Origin of the sequence: Streptomyces sp. UW30 (assembly GCF_008042075.1) — a bacterium.
Lineage (GTDB): Bacteria > Actinomycetota > Actinomycetes > Streptomycetales > Streptomycetaceae > Streptomyces.
In genome coordinates, this window is sequence record NZ_RDBN01000053.1 from 1,403,990 (window position 1) to 1,419,474 (window position 15,485).

At 70.1% G+C, this 15,485-nt stretch carries 20 protein-coding genes and 1 pseudogene; 7 read left to right on the forward strand and 14 right to left on the reverse strand.

Annotated features, from left to right (window positions below; genetic code table 11):
- Window positions 1-136 precede the first annotated feature (136 nt).
- Window positions 137-316 (forward strand): hypothetical protein, encoded by a 180-nt coding sequence (locus tag EAO75_RS40765; protein ID WP_148000080.1) that lies wholly within the window; start codon window positions 137-139, stop codon window positions 314-316.
- A gap of 213 nt (window positions 317-529) precedes the next feature.
- Here EAO75_RS40765 and EAO75_RS40770 read toward each other — a convergent pair whose 3' ends face one another.
- Both EAO75_RS40770 and EAO75_RS40775 read right to left on the reverse strand, forming a co-directional pair.
- Window positions 530-1,789 (reverse strand): GNAT family N-acetyltransferase, encoded by a 1,260-nt coding sequence (locus EAO75_RS40770; protein WP_148000081.1) that lies wholly within the window; start codon window positions 1,787-1,789, stop codon window positions 530-532.
- 115 nt (window positions 1,790-1,904) lie between these two features.
- Window positions 1,905-2,528, reverse strand: coding sequence for an aerial mycelium formation protein (locus EAO75_RS40775; RefSeq protein WP_148000082.1), 624 nt, complete (start codon window positions 2,526-2,528; stop codon window positions 1,905-1,907).
- A 159-nt stretch (window positions 2,529-2,687) separates the two neighbouring features.
- Here EAO75_RS40775 and dtd point away from each other — a divergent pair, with 159 nt between their 5' ends.
- Window positions 2,688-3,113, forward strand: coding sequence for a D-aminoacyl-tRNA deacylase (gene dtd, locus EAO75_RS40780; protein WP_148000083.1), 426 nt, complete (start codon window positions 2,688-2,690; stop codon window positions 3,111-3,113).
- Window positions 3,114-3,127: 14 nt separating this feature from the next.
- Here the strand turns inward: dtd and EAO75_RS40785 are convergent, their stop codons facing one another.
- The 4 genes from EAO75_RS40785 to EAO75_RS40805 form a co-directional block, all read right to left on the reverse strand.
- Window positions 3,128-4,093 (reverse strand): YgfZ/GcvT domain-containing protein, encoded by a 966-nt coding sequence (locus tag EAO75_RS40785; RefSeq protein ID WP_148000084.1) that lies wholly within the window; start codon window positions 4,091-4,093, stop codon window positions 3,128-3,130.
- Window positions 4,094-4,103: 10 nt separating this feature from the next.
- Window positions 4,104-4,541 (reverse strand): Fur family transcriptional regulator, encoded by a 438-nt coding sequence (locus tag EAO75_RS40790; RefSeq protein ID WP_148000085.1) that lies wholly within the window; start codon window positions 4,539-4,541, stop codon window positions 4,104-4,106.
- Window positions 4,542-4,557: 16 nt separating this feature from the next.
- Window positions 4,558-5,133, reverse strand: coding sequence for an FABP family protein (locus EAO75_RS40795; RefSeq protein ID WP_148000086.1), 576 nt, complete (start codon window positions 5,131-5,133; stop codon window positions 4,558-4,560).
- 227 nt (window positions 5,134-5,360) lie between these two features.
- The gene (locus tag EAO75_RS40805; RefSeq protein ID WP_410092856.1) at window positions 5,361-6,182 is read right to left on the reverse strand and encodes a hypothetical protein; all 822 of its coding nucleotides are present in this window, start codon (window positions 6,180-6,182) and stop codon (window positions 5,361-5,363) included.
- Window positions 6,183-6,235: 53 nt separating this feature from the next.
- Between EAO75_RS40805 and EAO75_RS40810 the strand changes: the two are divergent.
- A pseudogene (locus tag EAO75_RS40810) lies at window positions 6,236-6,466 on the forward strand (transposase family protein); the annotation flags it as partial.
- Window positions 6,467-6,524: 58 nt separating this feature from the next.
- On the opposite strand, the gene EAO75_RS40815 reads toward EAO75_RS40810, so the two are convergent.
- The 8 genes from EAO75_RS40815 to EAO75_RS40845 all read right to left on the reverse strand — a co-directional run bounded on the left by EAO75_RS40815 (window position 6,525) and on the right by EAO75_RS40845 (window position 11,845).
- Window positions 6,525-6,788 carry a DUF3099 domain-containing protein gene (locus EAO75_RS40815; RefSeq protein WP_148000089.1) on the reverse strand — a complete coding sequence of 88 codons (264 nt, stop codon included), beginning with the start codon at window positions 6,786-6,788 and terminating at the stop codon, window positions 6,525-6,527.
- 97 nt (window positions 6,789-6,885) lie between these two features.
- Window positions 6,886-7,173 carry a DUF1416 domain-containing protein gene (locus EAO75_RS40820; RefSeq protein ID WP_030957144.1) on the reverse strand — a complete coding sequence of 96 codons (288 nt, stop codon included), beginning with the start codon at window positions 7,171-7,173 and terminating at the stop codon, window positions 6,886-6,888.
- Between the two features lie 62 nt (window positions 7,174-7,235).
- Entirely contained in the window at window positions 7,236-8,075 is an 840-nt protein-coding gene (locus tag EAO75_RS40825) for a sulfurtransferase (protein WP_148000090.1), read from the reverse strand.
- Between the two features lie 128 nt (window positions 8,076-8,203).
- A complete protein-coding gene (locus EAO75_RS48775) occupies window positions 8,204-8,284 on the reverse strand; it encodes an Ms5788A family Cys-rich leader peptide (protein ID WP_350751515.1) in 81 nt (26 codons plus the stop codon).
- Window positions 8,285-8,482: 198 nt separating this feature from the next.
- Window positions 8,483-9,220, reverse strand: coding sequence for a DUF2993 domain-containing protein (locus EAO75_RS40830; protein WP_148000577.1), 738 nt, complete (start codon window positions 9,218-9,220; stop codon window positions 8,483-8,485).
- Between the two features lie 159 nt (window positions 9,221-9,379).
- Window positions 9,380-10,627: a hypothetical protein gene (locus tag EAO75_RS40835; RefSeq protein ID WP_148000091.1), complete on the reverse strand. Its 1,248-nt coding sequence runs from the start codon at window positions 10,625-10,627 to the stop codon at window positions 9,380-9,382.
- A gap of 1 nt (window position 10,628) precedes the next feature.
- Window positions 10,629-10,883: a MoaD/ThiS family protein gene (locus EAO75_RS40840; protein WP_148000092.1), complete on the reverse strand. Its 255-nt coding sequence runs from the start codon at window positions 10,881-10,883 to the stop codon at window positions 10,629-10,631.
- Between the two features lie 74 nt (window positions 10,884-10,957).
- On the reverse strand, window positions 10,958-11,845 hold the full coding sequence (locus EAO75_RS40845) for an alpha/beta hydrolase (protein WP_187284775.1): 888 nt from the start codon (window positions 11,843-11,845) through the stop codon (window positions 10,958-10,960).
- 182 nt (window positions 11,846-12,027) lie between these two features.
- On the opposite strand from EAO75_RS40845, the gene EAO75_RS40850 reads away from it, so the two are divergent.
- The 4 genes from EAO75_RS40850 to EAO75_RS40865 all read left to right on the forward strand — a co-directional run bounded on the left by EAO75_RS40850 (window position 12,028) and on the right by EAO75_RS40865 (window position 15,428).
- The gene (locus EAO75_RS40850) at window positions 12,028-12,807 is read left to right on the forward strand and encodes a response regulator transcription factor (RefSeq protein WP_148000093.1); all 780 of its coding nucleotides are present in this window, start codon (window positions 12,028-12,030) and stop codon (window positions 12,805-12,807) included.
- Between the two features lie 127 nt (window positions 12,808-12,934).
- Complete coding sequence (locus EAO75_RS40855) at window positions 12,935-13,957, forward strand: LacI family DNA-binding transcriptional regulator (protein ID WP_148000094.1); 1,023 nt, start codon at window positions 12,935-12,937, stop codon at window positions 13,955-13,957.
- Between the two features lie 218 nt (window positions 13,958-14,175).
- Window positions 14,176-15,207, forward strand: a complete 1,032-nt coding sequence (locus EAO75_RS40860) for a S1C family serine protease (protein ID WP_148000095.1) — start codon at window positions 14,176-14,178, stop codon at window positions 15,205-15,207.
- 26 nt (window positions 15,208-15,233) lie between these two features.
- Window positions 15,234-15,428 carry a hypothetical protein gene (locus EAO75_RS40865; RefSeq protein WP_148000096.1) on the forward strand — a complete coding sequence of 65 codons (195 nt, stop codon included), beginning with the start codon at window positions 15,234-15,236 and terminating at the stop codon, window positions 15,426-15,428.
- Window positions 15,429-15,485: the final 57 nt, after the last annotated feature.

Here is a 15,485-nt window from a genome sequence, read left to right on the forward strand (position 1 = left end):
AGGTGGTTATGAGTCGCTTCCAAGCGGTGATAAGTACAGTGAAGTTGGTCGCCAACTTAAGCAACATGGTCAAACTTCAAGTGTGTTGGCCACAAGCGTCGGTTCTGTCGACCACCGTCCCCGAAGGGAGACCTGCATGCCGCTCGTCTACCTCGCCGTCGCCGCGCTCGTCATTGGCTTCGAGCAACTCATCCAGTGGAAGTACGGGCCGATGGGCATCATCGCCTTCCTCGCGCTGACCATCGGTATCAAGGCCAAGAACACCATGATCGGCGGCATCGGCGCGGTGATCCTCGTCATGCTGCTCGCCCACTAGGTCCTTCTCACGAAGGCCCGGGGACCAGGTTCGGCTGGCCGGGCTCCCTTCCGGAGGGGAGCCGGGAGCCCGGTCGGTCAGCACAGCCACAACTTCACATCGACAACTGAACACCGAACGCACAGCCACAACTGAACAGGCACCAATGGACAACAACCACAACTGAACAGCTCGCTACGGATGAGCAGACCTGTCGTCCGACAGAGAGGAGCCTCAGAAGATGTCCGGGCACCAAGGTCGCCTGGACGTACGCAGCAGGGCGTCGGCCACCAGGGCGGCGCCCGCTCGTTCTTCCCGCACCCGCCCCAGCGCGGCCAGCCGCACGGCCGACTCGTCGCCCAGCCACAGGGTGCCCAGATCGGCGACGTCGAGGGTGAGTTCCGCGGCGGCCGTCGTCGGCGTGCAGGACGCCCCGTCCGCCGACGTCTCCAGCCGGTAGCGCCCGCCGGTCAGCCCGGATGCGTCCACGACCTCGATCACCAGCGTGCCCCGCCCGTCGTACGTGCGCGCCTCCATGGCCCGTACGACATCCAGGATCCGCACCCACAGCCAGTCCACCAGTGTCGTGACCCTGGCCGCCCGCGGGTCGGGGAGGAAGAAGGGCAGCAGGTCGTCGGGGGCCCGCCGGCCGCTCTTGACCGTCGTGATCCAGTCGATCGAGCAGAGGTAGTGCCACAGGTCGCGCTCGGCCGTCGGGGTCGACGCGATCAGCCAGGTCACGGACGCCGTGTTGAGCGGCTGCTTGCCGTCGCCCCAGTGGTCGTCCGCCGTGTACTTCACCAGCCCCTCGACCTCGCCGCTCGCCGAGCGGTACACGGCGAAGAACGGCTCCGTCCACGGGGACCGGTCCAGGCGCACCGCCCCGGTGCTGACCTGCCACCACCGCTCGCCCCGGTCGACGGCACCCGGCTGGGCCCGCCGCACCCGCTCGAACAGCTCCGGGCCGATCTTGCGTACGTCCGCCGCGTCCACGATGTCGATACGGCCGCCGCCCTCGGGCCCGGCCCATCTGGGGTCGAGGCCGGTGCGGGGGACGTCGATGGTCCACTGGGCGGTCCAGGTGGCGGGGCCGAAGCCGTAGCGGCCGTAGATCGGGTACTCGGCGGAGATCAGGGTGGCCACGACGTCCCCGCGGTCCTTCGCGGCCGCCAGGTCGTGGGCCATCATCCGGCTGAGCAGGCCGCGGCGGCGGTGGGTGGGGCTGACGGTGACGTTCGAGATGGCGTCGGCGGGGACGGTGGCGCCGCCGACCGCGGTGATCTCCTGCGCGAAGGAACGGAACGTGGCGACACAGCGGCCGGCGTCGAAGGCACCGAGGGTGCGGTCCGGGACGATGTAGGACGCCCGGTCCGCGATCTCCGTCTCGGCGACCTCGGGGCTGCGCAGAAAGCCGGTGTTCAGGGCCCGGATCCAGTCGGGGAAGTCCGACTCGGTGATCGAGCGGACGTCGATGTCGGGTTGCGGACTGCTCATGGGGCCACGGTAGGCGGGCGGGCGCGAGGTGTCGCCGAATTTTCCTCGCCCCGCCGCCCGCCACTCCCGACGAACTTTCCACAGCCTGTGGATGACTCGCCTCTCCCGCCCTTGACTACGTCAGCAGGTCGTCCACCTGCGCCTCGCCGTCCCGGTAGCGCCGGGTGATCTCCGCGCCGCAGTCGTCCGCCGTCCGCTGAAGGCGCTGGCGGCGGCCCGACACCTGCTGCTCGTAGCGCACGAGCCGTCCCATCGCGGTGTTCAGCTCGTCGTCCGTGCGGGCCTGGAGATCCGACAGCTCCACCTCCGCCAGCATCTCGGCCGCCAGCCGCCGGTACTCCTCGCTCTGCGGGGTGCCCAGCGTCACATGGCGGGCCGAGGAGCGCTGGCGGGCCGGGGCGTCGGTGAGGATCTCCGGGAGACGGTCCACGACGGACGCCGCGCCCGCCGGGGAGCGCCGCGCCAACTCCGCCCGCAGAATGTCGATCCGGCCCTGCAGCAGTCTTCTCACATAACTCAGGTCCGCCTCGTCCCGCTGGGCGTCCCGCCGCAGGGTGCGCAGTTCGGGCAGACTGAGCGGGGTCAGGTCCTGCCCGGGCCGTTCCACGGGGAGCCGCGTGTGCGGGCCGGGGCCCGGATCGTCGGCCGTGCGCTGTGTGGGCGGCCGCAGGCCGTCCAGCTGGGCGGTGTGGGTCAACACGACAGCCCCTGGAGGCTGCTCGGTACTCGGTGTGCTCATGTGCCTCTACCGTCCCCTCGACCGGCGTGTGAGGAGCATCGTGCCATCCCAAGTGGCCACTATGTGACCGAGTGCCCATGAACAGCCCCAGATGGGGGGTTAGGGATCAAAAAAGAAGCCCCTTATGAGGCACCGTCGTGCAGACGGCATGATGACGCCATGCGAGCTGTGGTGCAGAGGGTGGACGGCGCGAGCGTCGTCGTGGACGGGGAGACGGTCGGGGAGATCGACGGCGAGGGGCTGTGCGTGCTCGTCGGGGTCACCCACGAGGACACCAAGGAGAAGGCGGCCGGACTCGCCCGCAAACTCTGGTCGATCCGCATGCTGGACGACGAGAAGTCGTGCAGCGACATCGACGCCCCGCTCCTCGTCATCAGCCAGTTCACCCTGTACGGCGACGCGCGCAAGGGCCGCCGGCCCACCTGGAACGCCGCCGCCCCGGGCGATGTCGCCGAGCCGCTCGTCGATGAGGTCGTGGCCCAGCTGCGCGCCCTGGGCGCCACGGTGGCGACGGGCCGGTTCGGCGCCAAGATGCGGGTGTCCCTGACGAACGACGGCCCGTTCACCGTGCTCCTGGAGCTCTAGGCGGCCCCGGAGCTCTAGGGACTGACGACGACCTCCTGCGCCGCCGCCGTCTCCCCCGCCACCAGCCGCGCGTCCAGCGGCACGTTCCGCTTGACCAGCGCGAGCGCGACCGGGCCCAGCTCGTGGTGTCGTACGGACGTCGTGATGAAACCGATCTTGCGGCCGTCGGGGTCCTCGTCGGCCAGCCGGATCTCCGTACCGGGAGTCGGCAGATGGACCTCGCTGCCGTCCAGGTGCAGGAAGACCAGGCGGCGCGGGGGCTTGCCAAGGTTCTGGACGCGGGCGACCGTCTCCTGGCCGCGGTAGCAGCCCTTCTGCAAGTGCACCGCCGTGCCGATCCAGCCCAGCTCGTGCGGGATCGTGCGGTGGTCGGTCTCGAAGCCGAGGCGCGGGCGGTGGTGCTCGACGCGCAGTGCCTCGTACGCCAGGATCCCGGCCGGCGGGCCGGCCTTCTCCGCGTACGACTCCAGGTCCGCGCGCGGGAGGAACAGGTCACGGCCGTACGCCGTCTCGCGTACGACGACGCCCTCGGGCACCTCGGCGATGGACCCGGCGGGCAGGTGCACGACCGCGAAGTCGGCCGTCCGGTCGGCGACTTCGACCCGGTAGAAGAACTTCATCGACTCCAGGTATGCGATCAGCGCTTCCTGGGTGCCGGGCTCGACATGGATCCAGACCGTCGTGCCGTCGTCGACCAGATACAGCGCGTGCTCGATGTGACCGTGCGCGGAGAGGATCAGCGCCTCGGCGGCCTCGCCCGTGGGCAGGTCGCTGACATGCTGGGTGAGCAGCAGATGCAGCCAGCTCAGCCGGTCGTCGCCGGAGACGGCGATGACTCCGCGGTGCGACAGGTCGACGAATCCGGTGCCGTCGGCGAGGGCGCGCTGCTCGCGGAACAGATCGCCGTAGTGGGCGGCGACACCTTCGTCCACGCCCTCGGCGGGCACGGCGCCGGGCAGGGTCAGCAGGGGGCTCTTCATGGGGCCAAGCCTACGACGTGGTACTTGAACCCTTCAGGGAACAGTCCCTGCAACGCCCGAAGATCGCGAAGTGCTTCATGTCGGTGTCGAAGCCGAACTGCTCGCGCAGCTTGGCCGTGAAGTCCGCGGCCACCGCGACATCCGCCTCGATGACGTTCTCGCAGTCGCGGCACACCAGGTGCAGATGGTGGTGGCGGTCGGCGAGGTGGTAGGTGGGAGCGCCGTGGCCGAGGTGGGCGTGGCTGACCAGGCCCAGCTCCTCCAGCAGCTCCAGCGTGCGGTAGACGGTGGAAATGTTGACCCCCGACGCCGTCTTCCTCACCTCGATGAGGATGTCGTCGGGGGTCGCGTGCTCAAGGGTGTCCACGGCTTCGAGCACGAGTTGCCGCTGCGGCGTCAGCCGGTAGCCGCGCTGCCTGAGGTCGCTCTTCCAGTCGGTGCTCACCACACCGACGAGTCTAGGGCTACTTGAAGAAGGCGATGCCGTCGTCCGGCATGTCGTCCGGGAGGGCCTTGGCCCAGCGCTCGACGTCCTCCGGGGTGACGACCTTCTTCAGGTGGGCCGACATGTAGGGGCGCAGCTCGACCTCGGGGGTCTGCTTCTCGCCGACCCACATCAGGTCGCTCTTGACGTAGCCGTACAGCCGCTTGCCACCGGTGTAGGGGCCGGAGGCGGCCGTGCGGGCCACCGCGTCCGTGACCAGGTCGATCTGGGGCTTCTTCGCGGCCAGCTCGCCGTACCAGATCTCGACGACACCGTCGTCGCGGACCATCGTCACCTCGACCTTGCGGTCGGCGTCGATGCGCCAGAAGCCGTGCTCGGACTCCAGGGGACGGACCTTGTTCCCGTCGTTGTCCAGGACCCAGGTGTGGGACTGGTACTCCAGGAAGTCGCGGCCGTCGTGGGCGAAGGTGACCTCCTGCCCGAAGTTGCACTTCTCGGAACCGGGGAAGTCGTGCACGCCCGCGCCGGCCCAGTTGCCGAGCAGGAAGGCGAGCGGGAGGAGGTCCTTGTGGAGGTCGGACGGAATCTCGATCATGAGCGGCGTTTTCCTAGACGTGGGTCAGCGCTGGCCCTGGTACAGCTTCTTCACGGCCAGTCCGGCGAAGGCGAGGACGCCGACGCAGACCAGGGCCAGCAGGGCTTCGAAGAAGATCTCCACGGGGTGCTCCTCGATTGAGCGGAGGTAGTGCGGTACGTAAAGGGCCGGGCCCCAGCTTACGCGGCCGGGGTCCGGCCCTCCTTGCGAGGTACGCCCTCGCGGGGTCAGCCGAGCAGCTGGCTCTGCAACGTCACCGTCTGCTGGAACGGTACGGCCTTCGCGGTGCCCTTCCGTGACTGGACGACCACACCGAGGACGTCCCCGGCGGCCAGGTACGCCTGCCGGACCTGCTCGGCGCCGTACGGCTCGGACTCGGCGTAGGCGACGCGCGAGAACTTGCCGGGCCAGGGCACCTCCGCGAAGCCGTTGTCCAGGACCATGGCCTCGGTACCGCGCACCTTGTAGCCCGGACCGCTGTACGGGGCGACCTTGCCGGTCAGATCGTCCACGACGGCCGCGGTGTCGAAGTGGAGCAGGTAGATACGGGTGTGGGTGCCGTCCTGCGTGGTCCAGCCGCGGGCGGCGACATGGCGCAGGCCGGCGTCCACGAGCTTCTGCCGGAGCTCGTCGCGCTCGTCCTTGTCGGAGTACTCCGCCAGGAAGTCCTTCGTGGCCAGCCAGCCGTCCGTGCCGCGCAGTGCCTTGTCGTCCACGGCTCCCTCGGGCGCGGGCAGCAGCAGCGCCCGCAGGTCGGCGTAGTGCGCCTCGGCCTTGTTCTCCGGCGCGTAGGGCTGCGGGCTGCCCGACGGCAGGGGCGGCTTGCTCAGCGTCGGGTACGTCCACCGCCCGTCCGACTCGGTCTTGAGCCCCGGCACATCGGTCCGCTCCATGCCGGCGATCCCGTACGCCGTGCCGGCCCCGACGACGGCGAAGACGGCCACGGCAGCGGGCTCCAGCAGGATCTCGTCGAGGACATCTACAGCGTGAGCCTCACGCTCACCCGGCTGGAGAACCGGACGGCAGTGCGGGACGCGTCGCGCTTCCAGACCGAGTTGCTGGGCACCCTGGACATCTTCCGCAAGGGTCCGAAGGTCAAGGGTACCTCAACTGCGGGATGGTCGTGCCCCACCGCAAACGCCCCCACCGGCCCCTGCTGGCGGGCGAGGAGGACGACAACGCAGCCCACCGGAAGGTGCGTGCGCGGGTGGAGCATGTGATCGGCCGGATGAAGAACTACAAGATCCTCCGCGACTGCCGCCAACGAGGCGACGGCCTCCACCACGCGGTCCAGGCCGTCGCCCACATGCACAACCTCGCCCTCGCATCATGACCAGACAACCCCGCTCACCCGCTCTGGCCTGCCCGAACACAGCCTTGTGCAACACGCTTTACGGGTGGGGGCGCTTCTTGCCGTCCAGCTCGTCCCACCACTCGTCGGACTTCGGGTCGCCGGAGGGGTCGTCCCACCAGCGGTCCTCCGGCCCCCGCCGGTTCGCGACCATCGCGGCGAGCGGCGGGATGACCATGGCGACCACGCACATGGCGACGGCCGCCGGAATCGACCAGAGGCGCACGACGCCCCAGGCCAGGACGAAGAGCGTGATGCACGTCCCCATCATGGCGAAGTAGAGGTGACGTCGCCGTGCGTACATATGTCCAGGGTAGGTCCGGTTGCCGCCCGCGCATGCCGAAGGGCCGCACCCCAGGCGTCCAACCCGTGGGATACGGCCCTTCAGGAACCGAGTCGCGTCAGACCGCGATCGCGACCTCCGCCAGGCCACCGTGCTGCGCGACGACCGTACGGTCGGCCGTGGCGCCGGGGACCAGGGCGCGGACGGTCCAGGTGCCCTCAGCCGCGTAGAAACGGAACTGGCCCGTGGCGGAGGTGGGGACCTCCGCGGTGAACTCGCCGGTCGAGTCCAGCAGTCGGACGTAGCCGACGACGGGCTCGCCGTCCTTGGTCACCTGACCCTGGATGGTGGTCTCACCGGGCTTGATCGTCGAGGCGTCGGGGCCGCCGGCCTTCGCTCCACACATGTCTTTCTCCAGATTGGGGTCTGACCGGAAGGAAGGCCGGTCGGGTTTGCTTGCTGGGTCGGTTACTTGTTGGCGCCGAGCTCGATCGGAACGCCGACGAGGGAGCCGTACTCGGTCCAGGAGCCGTCGTAGTTCTTGACGTTCTCCACGCCGAGCAGCTCGTGCAGCACGAACCAGGTCAGCGCGGAGCGCTCACCGATGCGGCAGTAGGCGATGGTGTCCTTCGCCAGGTCCACCTGCTCGTCGGCGTAGAGCTCCTTGAGCTCGTCGTCCGACTTGAAGGTGCCGTCGTCGTTGGCGTTCTTGGACCACGGGATGTTGCGGGCGGACGGGACGTGGCCCGGACGCTGCGACTGCTCCTGCGGCAGGTGGGCCGGCGCGAGCAGCTTGCCGGAGAACTCGTCGGGCGAACGGACGTCGACCAGGTTCTGCGAACCGATGGCCGCCACGACGTCGTCGCGGAAGGCGCGGATGGCGGTGTTCTGCGGCTTGGCCTTGTAGACGGTCTCGGCGCGCTCCGGGACCTCCTCGACCAGCTCGCGGGCGTCCAGCTCCCACTTCTTGCGGCCGCCGTCGAGGAGCTTGACGTTGTCGTGGCCGTAGAGCTTGAAGTACCAGTAGGCGTAGGACGCGAACCAGTTGTTGTTGCCGCCGTAGAGGATCACCAGCGTGTCGTTGGCGATGCCCTTCGCCGACAGGAGCTTCTCGAAGCCCTCCTGGTCGATGAAGTCGCGGCGGACCGGGTCCTGCAGGTCCTTGGTCCAGTCGATGCGGATCGCGTTCTTGATGTGGTTCTTCTCGTAGGCGGACGTGTCTTCGTCCACCTCCACGATCGCGATACCGGGGTTATCCAGGTTTTCCTGGACCCAGTCGGCGTCGACGAGGACGTCGCTGCGGCTCATGCTCTTCTCTCCTCCGGGGCAGTTGCGGCGGGGCGTGCGAGTGCGAGAGGGGTGCGCGCGCTCGTGCCGAGACGGCGCACCTGTGCCCTGGTCAGGGCGCGGGGAAACGCGGAAGTCGGAGCTTCCGCTCAGAAGGGGCGACAGAGCATGGCGGCAACGCGGCAGAGGTCTACTGCCCGCCGCTTCGTGAGATCCGCCTGTCGCTTCATGTGCTCGATCGTAGGGACGGACAGGCGGGCGTGTCACCGGCGTGTCGCATCCTGAGACGCGATCGTCCGGAATATGGGATGGAGAGGTCCTCGGGACCGCCGCCGCACGGCTTCCGCCCGCATGCGCCGCCCGTCACATCTACGGTGCGGACGACGCCGTCTCGCCAGTTGGACGCGGCGCGCCCGCCGCTCGCCGTACTACCCGGCGAGGCGGACGTTCGAACCCTGCACCGTGATCTCGACGCCGCTCTGCGCCGCCTGGACCTTGTCGAGCCGGATGCCGCCGGGCAGGCCGTCGATCTTCTGCTCGAAGTCGGTGATGGCGCGGGCGCGGCTCTCGGCGATGTCGGCGCCGCCGAAGCTGGGCAGGGTGTCGGCCTTCACCCGGACGGTGGCGCCCTGGGCGGTGACCGAGCTGAGGACGTAGACCGGGTTGGGCAGCTTGGTGCCGAGGACGGTGGCCTCGACGGCGACCTTGATCTTGCCGTTGCCACCGTCGGAGAGGCCGACCACGCTGGCGGTGACGCCCGGGGCGACCTGGGTGGGCTCGGACTTGGCCGTCTTCAGCAGCTCGGCGTAGGTGATGGACGCGGTGCCGGTGGCGGTGGCCGCGGTGGCGGAGCTGTAGTCGCCGGAGAACTCGACGCCCTTCATGTTCGCCGTGAGGTCGTCGATCCGGATCGTCTTGCCTTCGGTGCCGGCGGTGGCCTCGTAGTCCTTGATGCCGACCTCGACGTCGTCCAGCGAGCCGCTCGCGACCTGGGTGAGGAACGGGAACCCCTTGATGGACACGTCCGGGGCGGCATCGAGGTTCTCACTGGCCTGGAGCTTCCCGGCGGCCTCGTCCTCGGCGAACCCGACGGCGAGCCGGTCGGCCAGCACGAACAGGCCGCCCAGGATCACGACGACTATCAGCAGTATCCGCAGGGCGCGCATGTTGTGGTGTTCCCCCACCTGAGCGGTCATGGACGACCGGGTGGCCGTCCAGCGCGAGGGTAACCCTGGGCCGGGGGTCGACCGGCGAATTGTCGATCACCTGTGACAGGTGGGGGTCACGCTCGACGCCGGTCGGAGCCTTGTCGCCCGTCCGGGGCCTCAGGCCAACGCCCGCCCCAGTACATAGACCACCGGCGCCGCGGCGGCGAGCGGCAGCGCAACGCCCGCCGTGAAGTGAACGAACCGCGACGGATAGTCGTAGCCGGCCACCCGATGCCCGATCAGCGCGCACACCGCCGCACCACCGCCCAGCAAGGCCCCACCGGACCCCACCCCGGTGATCGCACCGACCACAGCCCCGGAACCGAGCCCCGCAAGCAACGCCACGACCACGGAAGCCGCCGCGGGCAACGGCAGCGCACGGACCACGACCGCAACCCCGACCGCCACCGCCCCCACGGTCACCGCATCCGCCTCCGCCGCGAGATACCCCGACGCGACGATGGCCAGCGCCGCCGAGGCCACCGTCGCCATCAGGCCGGACATCCGCTCGTCCGGATCGGCGTGCGAACGCAGCTGAAGAACCAGCGTCAGCAGCACCCACACACCCAGCGTGCCGAGAATCGCGGCCGGCGCACGGTCGGCGACGAGCAACGCCACGTCCGCCGTCAGCGCCCCCGCGAAGGCGAGCGCGATGCCCTGCCGGGCAGGCCACATGCCGTTCAGCCGGAACCAGCCCGCGGCCGTCACCGCCTGAAGGGCGACCAGCGGTACGAGCAGTGCGTACGACCCGACCGCCGCCGCCACCGAGAGCAGCAGCCCCAGCAGCGCCGTGAGCGCGGCCGGCTGCATCCCCGGCTCGATGATCGGGGAACGTCCCTCCAGCCGGGCCCGCTGGGCGTCGGTGACACGGGAGTTCCCGGCGACGGTGGCGGGACCGTAGCCGCGCCCGTCACCCTGCTCGGCGTCAGTGTCGGCCTGCGCCTGCGGTGCCTGCGGCTGCGCCTGCTGCTGAGGCTGGACGTGCGCGTGCCCCTGCGGCACACCGTCCCAGCCCCCCGCCTGATAGCCGGAGCCATGCGCGCCCCGGTACTCCCCGCCCTGGTACTCCGAGGCGCCCTGGTAGCCGACGTACGGCCCCGCCGCCCCGTCCTGCGGCGGCAGATAGGCCGCGTCCTGCGCCTGGGCCGACGCAGGCGGCGTCACCGGCTGCTGCACCTGGGTCTCCCAGGTCTGCCCCTGCCACTGCTGGGTGTACTGCTGGGCGGCGTGCGGATCGTCGTACGCCTGCTGCTGAGCGGGCCACCCCTGCGGCGCCTGCCGCTGGTACGGGTCGTAGCCCTCGTGCCCCTGCTGGGAGCCCTGGCCCTGATAAGGGGCCCCGCCCTCATACGGCTGGTTGGTCATCTCACCCTCCTGCGAACGGCGGGAGCACCTCGACCGTGCCGCCGTCGGCCAGCCGTACCGTCTCATGTCCGCGGGTGCCCGCGGGGTCACCGTCGACGAGGAACGAGCATCGCTGCAGTACGCGCGTCAGTTCCCCGGGGTGTCGCGCACGCACCGCGTCCAGCGCGTCGGCGAGCGTGGCCGCGTCGTACGGCTCCTCGGCGACCCCGGCTGCGGCCTTCGCGGCGGCCCAGTAGCGCACCGTGACCTTTGCCATCTGGTTCCTCAATCGATCGACGTGATCACCGCCGGGAAGCAAGAGGAAGCAAGGGGCGGTGAGCATCGACCAGGCTAGCCCGCCCGCGCGGCAGCCCAGTGACCGATCCGGGCCAGCAGTTCCTCGGCGGCCGCGTGCTCGGCGTGCCCCATGCCCGGCTCCAGCCAGAGTTCGCCGTGGTCACCGGCCGCCTGGGCCAGCATGCGGGGGTGATCGAGGGGGAAGTAGCCGTCCAGATCGCCGTGCACGATCAGCAACGGGGTCGGGGCGATGTGCGTGACCGCCTCGACCGGGGACATCGGCACCGGGTCCCAGCCCCGGTGATGGATCCGGGTACGGAACCCGTAGCGGCTGACCAGACGCCCCTCGGGCCGGGTCACCATCCAGTGCAGCCGGCGCATCCGGGGCGTGCCCCGGTAGTACCAGCGCGCCGGGGCGCTCACCGACACGACCGCGTCCGTACCCGCTCCGGTGCGCCCGGACGGCCCGACCTCCGCGCTGCCCACGCCCGTCTCGCCGTAGAGCGCCGCGTGCCGCAGCACCACGGAGCCGCCCATGGAGAAGCCGATGGTCGCCACGCGTGTGTGCCCGAGTTCGCGGGCCCAGCGCACCGCGGCGGCCAGGTCGAGCACCTCGCGGTCCCCGACCGTCGATCGCCCGCCGGACGCCCCGTGGCCGCGGAAGGAGAAGGTGACGACGGCGGCGTGCCGGGTGAGTGCCTCCACCACCCGTCGCACATGCGGCCGGTCCACGTCGCCCGTGAAGCCGTGGGCGACGACGAACGCCAGGTCGCCGGAAGATGGACGTGAGGCGTCGTATACGACCGCACCCGGGTCGTATACGGAATCGATCGTCACTCCGTCGTCCGTGTACAGAAACGTCCGCAAAGGTGTACGTCTGGCCGTCTCAGAGTTCGGACGAACCGTCGATCGTGCCACATGATCTGCCGTGCCAGCGCCCATGTCGGCTATTCTGCTGGACAGAGGACTCGGGCAGCGTAGCCCCCGGGTCCTTTTGTGCTTTCGGAAGCGCTGTATACGAAGCGGGAAACTCCAGGTGACCGCGGATGTACGGGGCCCCCGGGATCGCAGAGCAGGTGACGCACCGCACACGTCCTCGCAGGGACCGAGGAGGAACCAGACGTATGAGTTCACTGCTGCTCCTGACCAATGCCCTCCAGCCGTCGACGGAGGTGCTCCCGGCTCTCGGCCTGCTGCTCCACAATGTGCGCGTGGCTCCGGCGGAGGGGCCGGCCCTCGTCGACACCCCGGGCGCCGATCTCATCCTCATCGACGGCCGACGCGACCTGCCCCAGGTGCGCAGCCTTTGCCAGCTGCTGCGCTCGACCGGTCCGGGCTGTCCGCTCATCCTCGTCGTGACGGAGGGCGGCCTCGCCGCCGTCACCGCCGACTGGGGCATCGACGACGTCCTGCTGGACACCGCGGGTCCGGCCGAGGTGGAGGCGCGGCTGCGGCTCGCCATGGGCCGCCAGCAGATCGTCAACGACGACTCCCCCATGGAGATCCGCAACGGCGACCTGTCGGTCGACGAGGCGACCTACTCCGCCAAGCTCAAGGGGCGGGTCCTCGACCTCACCTTCAAGGAGTTCGAGCTCATCAAATACCTCGCCCAGCACCCGGGCCGCGTCTTCACACGCGCCCAGCTGCTCCAGGAGGTATGGGGCTACGACTACTTCGGCGGCACCCGGACGGTCGACGTCCACGTACGACGACTGCGCGCGAAGCTCGGCCCCGAGCACGAGTCGCTGATCGGGACCGTCCGGAACGTCGGTTATCGATTCGTTACGCCGGAGAAGGGCGACCGCTCCGGCGACGAGGCCAAGGCCAAGGCCGGGCAGGCAAAGGCGGAGGATGCGGACGAGATGACCGCACTGGACGGCGTCGAGGCCCGGGCCGAGGCGTAGAAAGACGTGACGGACGCTCGGGCAGGGCGTCACCGGCGTCGCTTTCGCACAGGAGAGTGACGGCCGGGCGGCAAGGGAGCTCCTTCACGCCCTGCCCAGAGTGGGTCCATCCGCGTAGACTCCGCGCGTGGCCAAGGTGACTCGGGATGACGTTGCGCGGCTGGCAGGGACCTCTACTGCCGTCGTCAGTTATGTCATCAACAACGGACCCCGGCCGGTCGCCCCGGCCACGCGCGAGCGTGTCCTCGCCGCGATCAAGGAACTGGGGTACCGGCCCGACCGGGTCGCCCAGGCCATGGCCTCGCGGCGCACGGATCTCATAGGCCTGATCGTCCCGGACGCGCGCCAGCCCTTCTTCGGGGAGATGGCGCACGCGGTCGAGTGGGCCGCCGCCGAGCGGGGAAAGATGGTTCTCGTCGGCAACTCCGACTACGTCGGCGAGCGCGAGGTCCACTATCTGCGGGCGTTCCTCGGGATGCGGGTCTCGGGGCTGATCCTCGTCTCCCACGCGCTGAACGACCTGGCCGCCGCCGAGATCGAGGCCTGGGACGCCCGGGTCGTCCTCCTGCACGAGCGGCCCGAGGCCATCGACGACGTCGCCGTCGTCACCGACGACCTGGGCGGCGCCCAGCTCGCCGTACGCCACCTCATCGAGCACGGCTACGAGTACGTCGCCTGTATGGGCGGCACCGCGGAGACCCCCGCGGTCGGCGACCCGGTCTCCGACCACGTCGAGGGCTGGCGGCGCGCGATGGCGGAGGCGCGGCTCCCCACGGAGGGTCGCATCTTCGAGGCGCCGTACAACCGCTACGACGCGTATCGCATAGCGCTCGACATCCTGGCCGGGCCGCGGCGGCCGCCCGCGATCTTCTGCTCCACCGACGACCAGGCACTCGGTGTGCTGCGGGCGGCCCGGGAGCTGCGGATCGATGTGCCGGGGGAGTTGGCGGTCGCCGGGTTCGACGACATCAAGGAGGCGGCGCTCGCGGATCCGCCGCTGACGACGGTCGCGTCGGACCGGTCCGCCATGGCGCGGGCTGCCGTGGATCTGGTCCTCGATGACGGGCTGCGGGTCGCGGGGTCGCGGCGGGAGCGGCTGAAGGTGTTTCCGTCGCGGCTTGTCGCCCGACGGTCGTGCGGGTGCGGGTAGCTCCGCTGCGAGGGCCGTCATGCGCCGCACGGTCGTCCGTGGCGGGTCGCGCAGTTCCCCGCGCCCCTCTTGGGGCCTGTCGGGGCGCCTGCATGAAGCTTCTCTGAGAACGCTCCGACAGTCGCCAGAACCGTCCTTACATCGGGCATACGGCCTTCTGCCGGGCTTCTCAGCCGGCGCTCAGGAAGCTCTCATGGTCGGGCGACAAGCTCGTATCCATGACCGAGAGCTTCCGCCGCAGCGGCGAGTACGAGAACCCGTACCAGCAGCAGGCCTCCTCCCCCGTGAACCCGGAGTGGCCGCCCCCGCCGGCGCACCAGCCGTCGGCGCCCACCGCTCTCCTCGCCGAGCCCGTCGGCCGGCCGCGCAGGGCCAAGCGCAACCGCGGCCCCGTCGCGCTGCTCGCCGCCGTGGCGATCGTCGCCGCCGCGATCGGTGGCGGCACGGCCTACGGCATCCAGGAGCTGACCGGCAACGACACCGTCGCCTCCTCCAGCTCCACCAGCACCAACGTCGTGCCCTCCAGCCAGAAGGGCACCGTCTCCGGGGTCGCCAAGGCGGTCAGCCCGAGCATCGTCGAGATCAGCGCCCAGTCCAACGCCGGTTCCTCCACCGGCTCCGGCGTGATCATCACCAGTGACGGCGAGATCATCACCAACAACCACGTCGTCTCCGGCGCCTCGCAGGTCAAGGTGACCACCAGCGACGGCAAGCAGTACACCGCCGAGGTCGTCGGCACGGACAGCAGCAAGGACCTGGCGCTGATCAAGCTCCAGAACGCCTCCGGACTGACGGTGGCCACCCTCGGCAACTCCGACGGGGTCCAGGTCGGCGACGAGGTCGTGGCGATCGGCTCCCCCGAGGGCCTGACCGGCACGGTCACCAGCGGCATCGTGTCCGCGCTCGACCGTGACGTGACGGTCTCGACGGACGAGGGACAGGGGCAGCAGCAACAGCAGCAGGGCGGCGGCGGATGGCCGTTCGAGTTCGGCGGCCAGGAGTTCAACGGCGACACGGGCTCGTCCACGACGACGTACAAGGCGCTCCAGACCGACGCGTCCCTGAACCCCGGCAACTCCGGCGGCGCGCTGATCGACATGAACGGCAACATCATCGGCATCAACTCGGCGATGTACTCGGCCGCCGGCTCGGGTTCCTCCGACGCGGGCAGCGTGGGCCTCGGCTTCGCCATCCCGATCAACACCGTCAAGGCCGACCTGGCGAAGCTGCGGTCGGGTTCACAGAACTGAGCCGACACCACGCGAAGGAGCACGTCATGATCACGCAGGTCGAGCACACCGCGACCGGCGCCGGCACCGGCCCCGCCGACATCGCCCTGGCCCTGGAGGTCGCCGGCGCCCTGCACGCCCCGACGGCTCCGACCCGGGCGCCGGAGCTGGTGACCGCCCGCCCGCGCGCGGGTCGCCGTACCGCCGCGGCCCGGGGCCGTCGCCGTACCGTACGAGGCTGAGAACGTGCGAGGCTGAGAGCGTTCCAGCCCGCTCAGCCCGCCCCCCGACCCCCGACC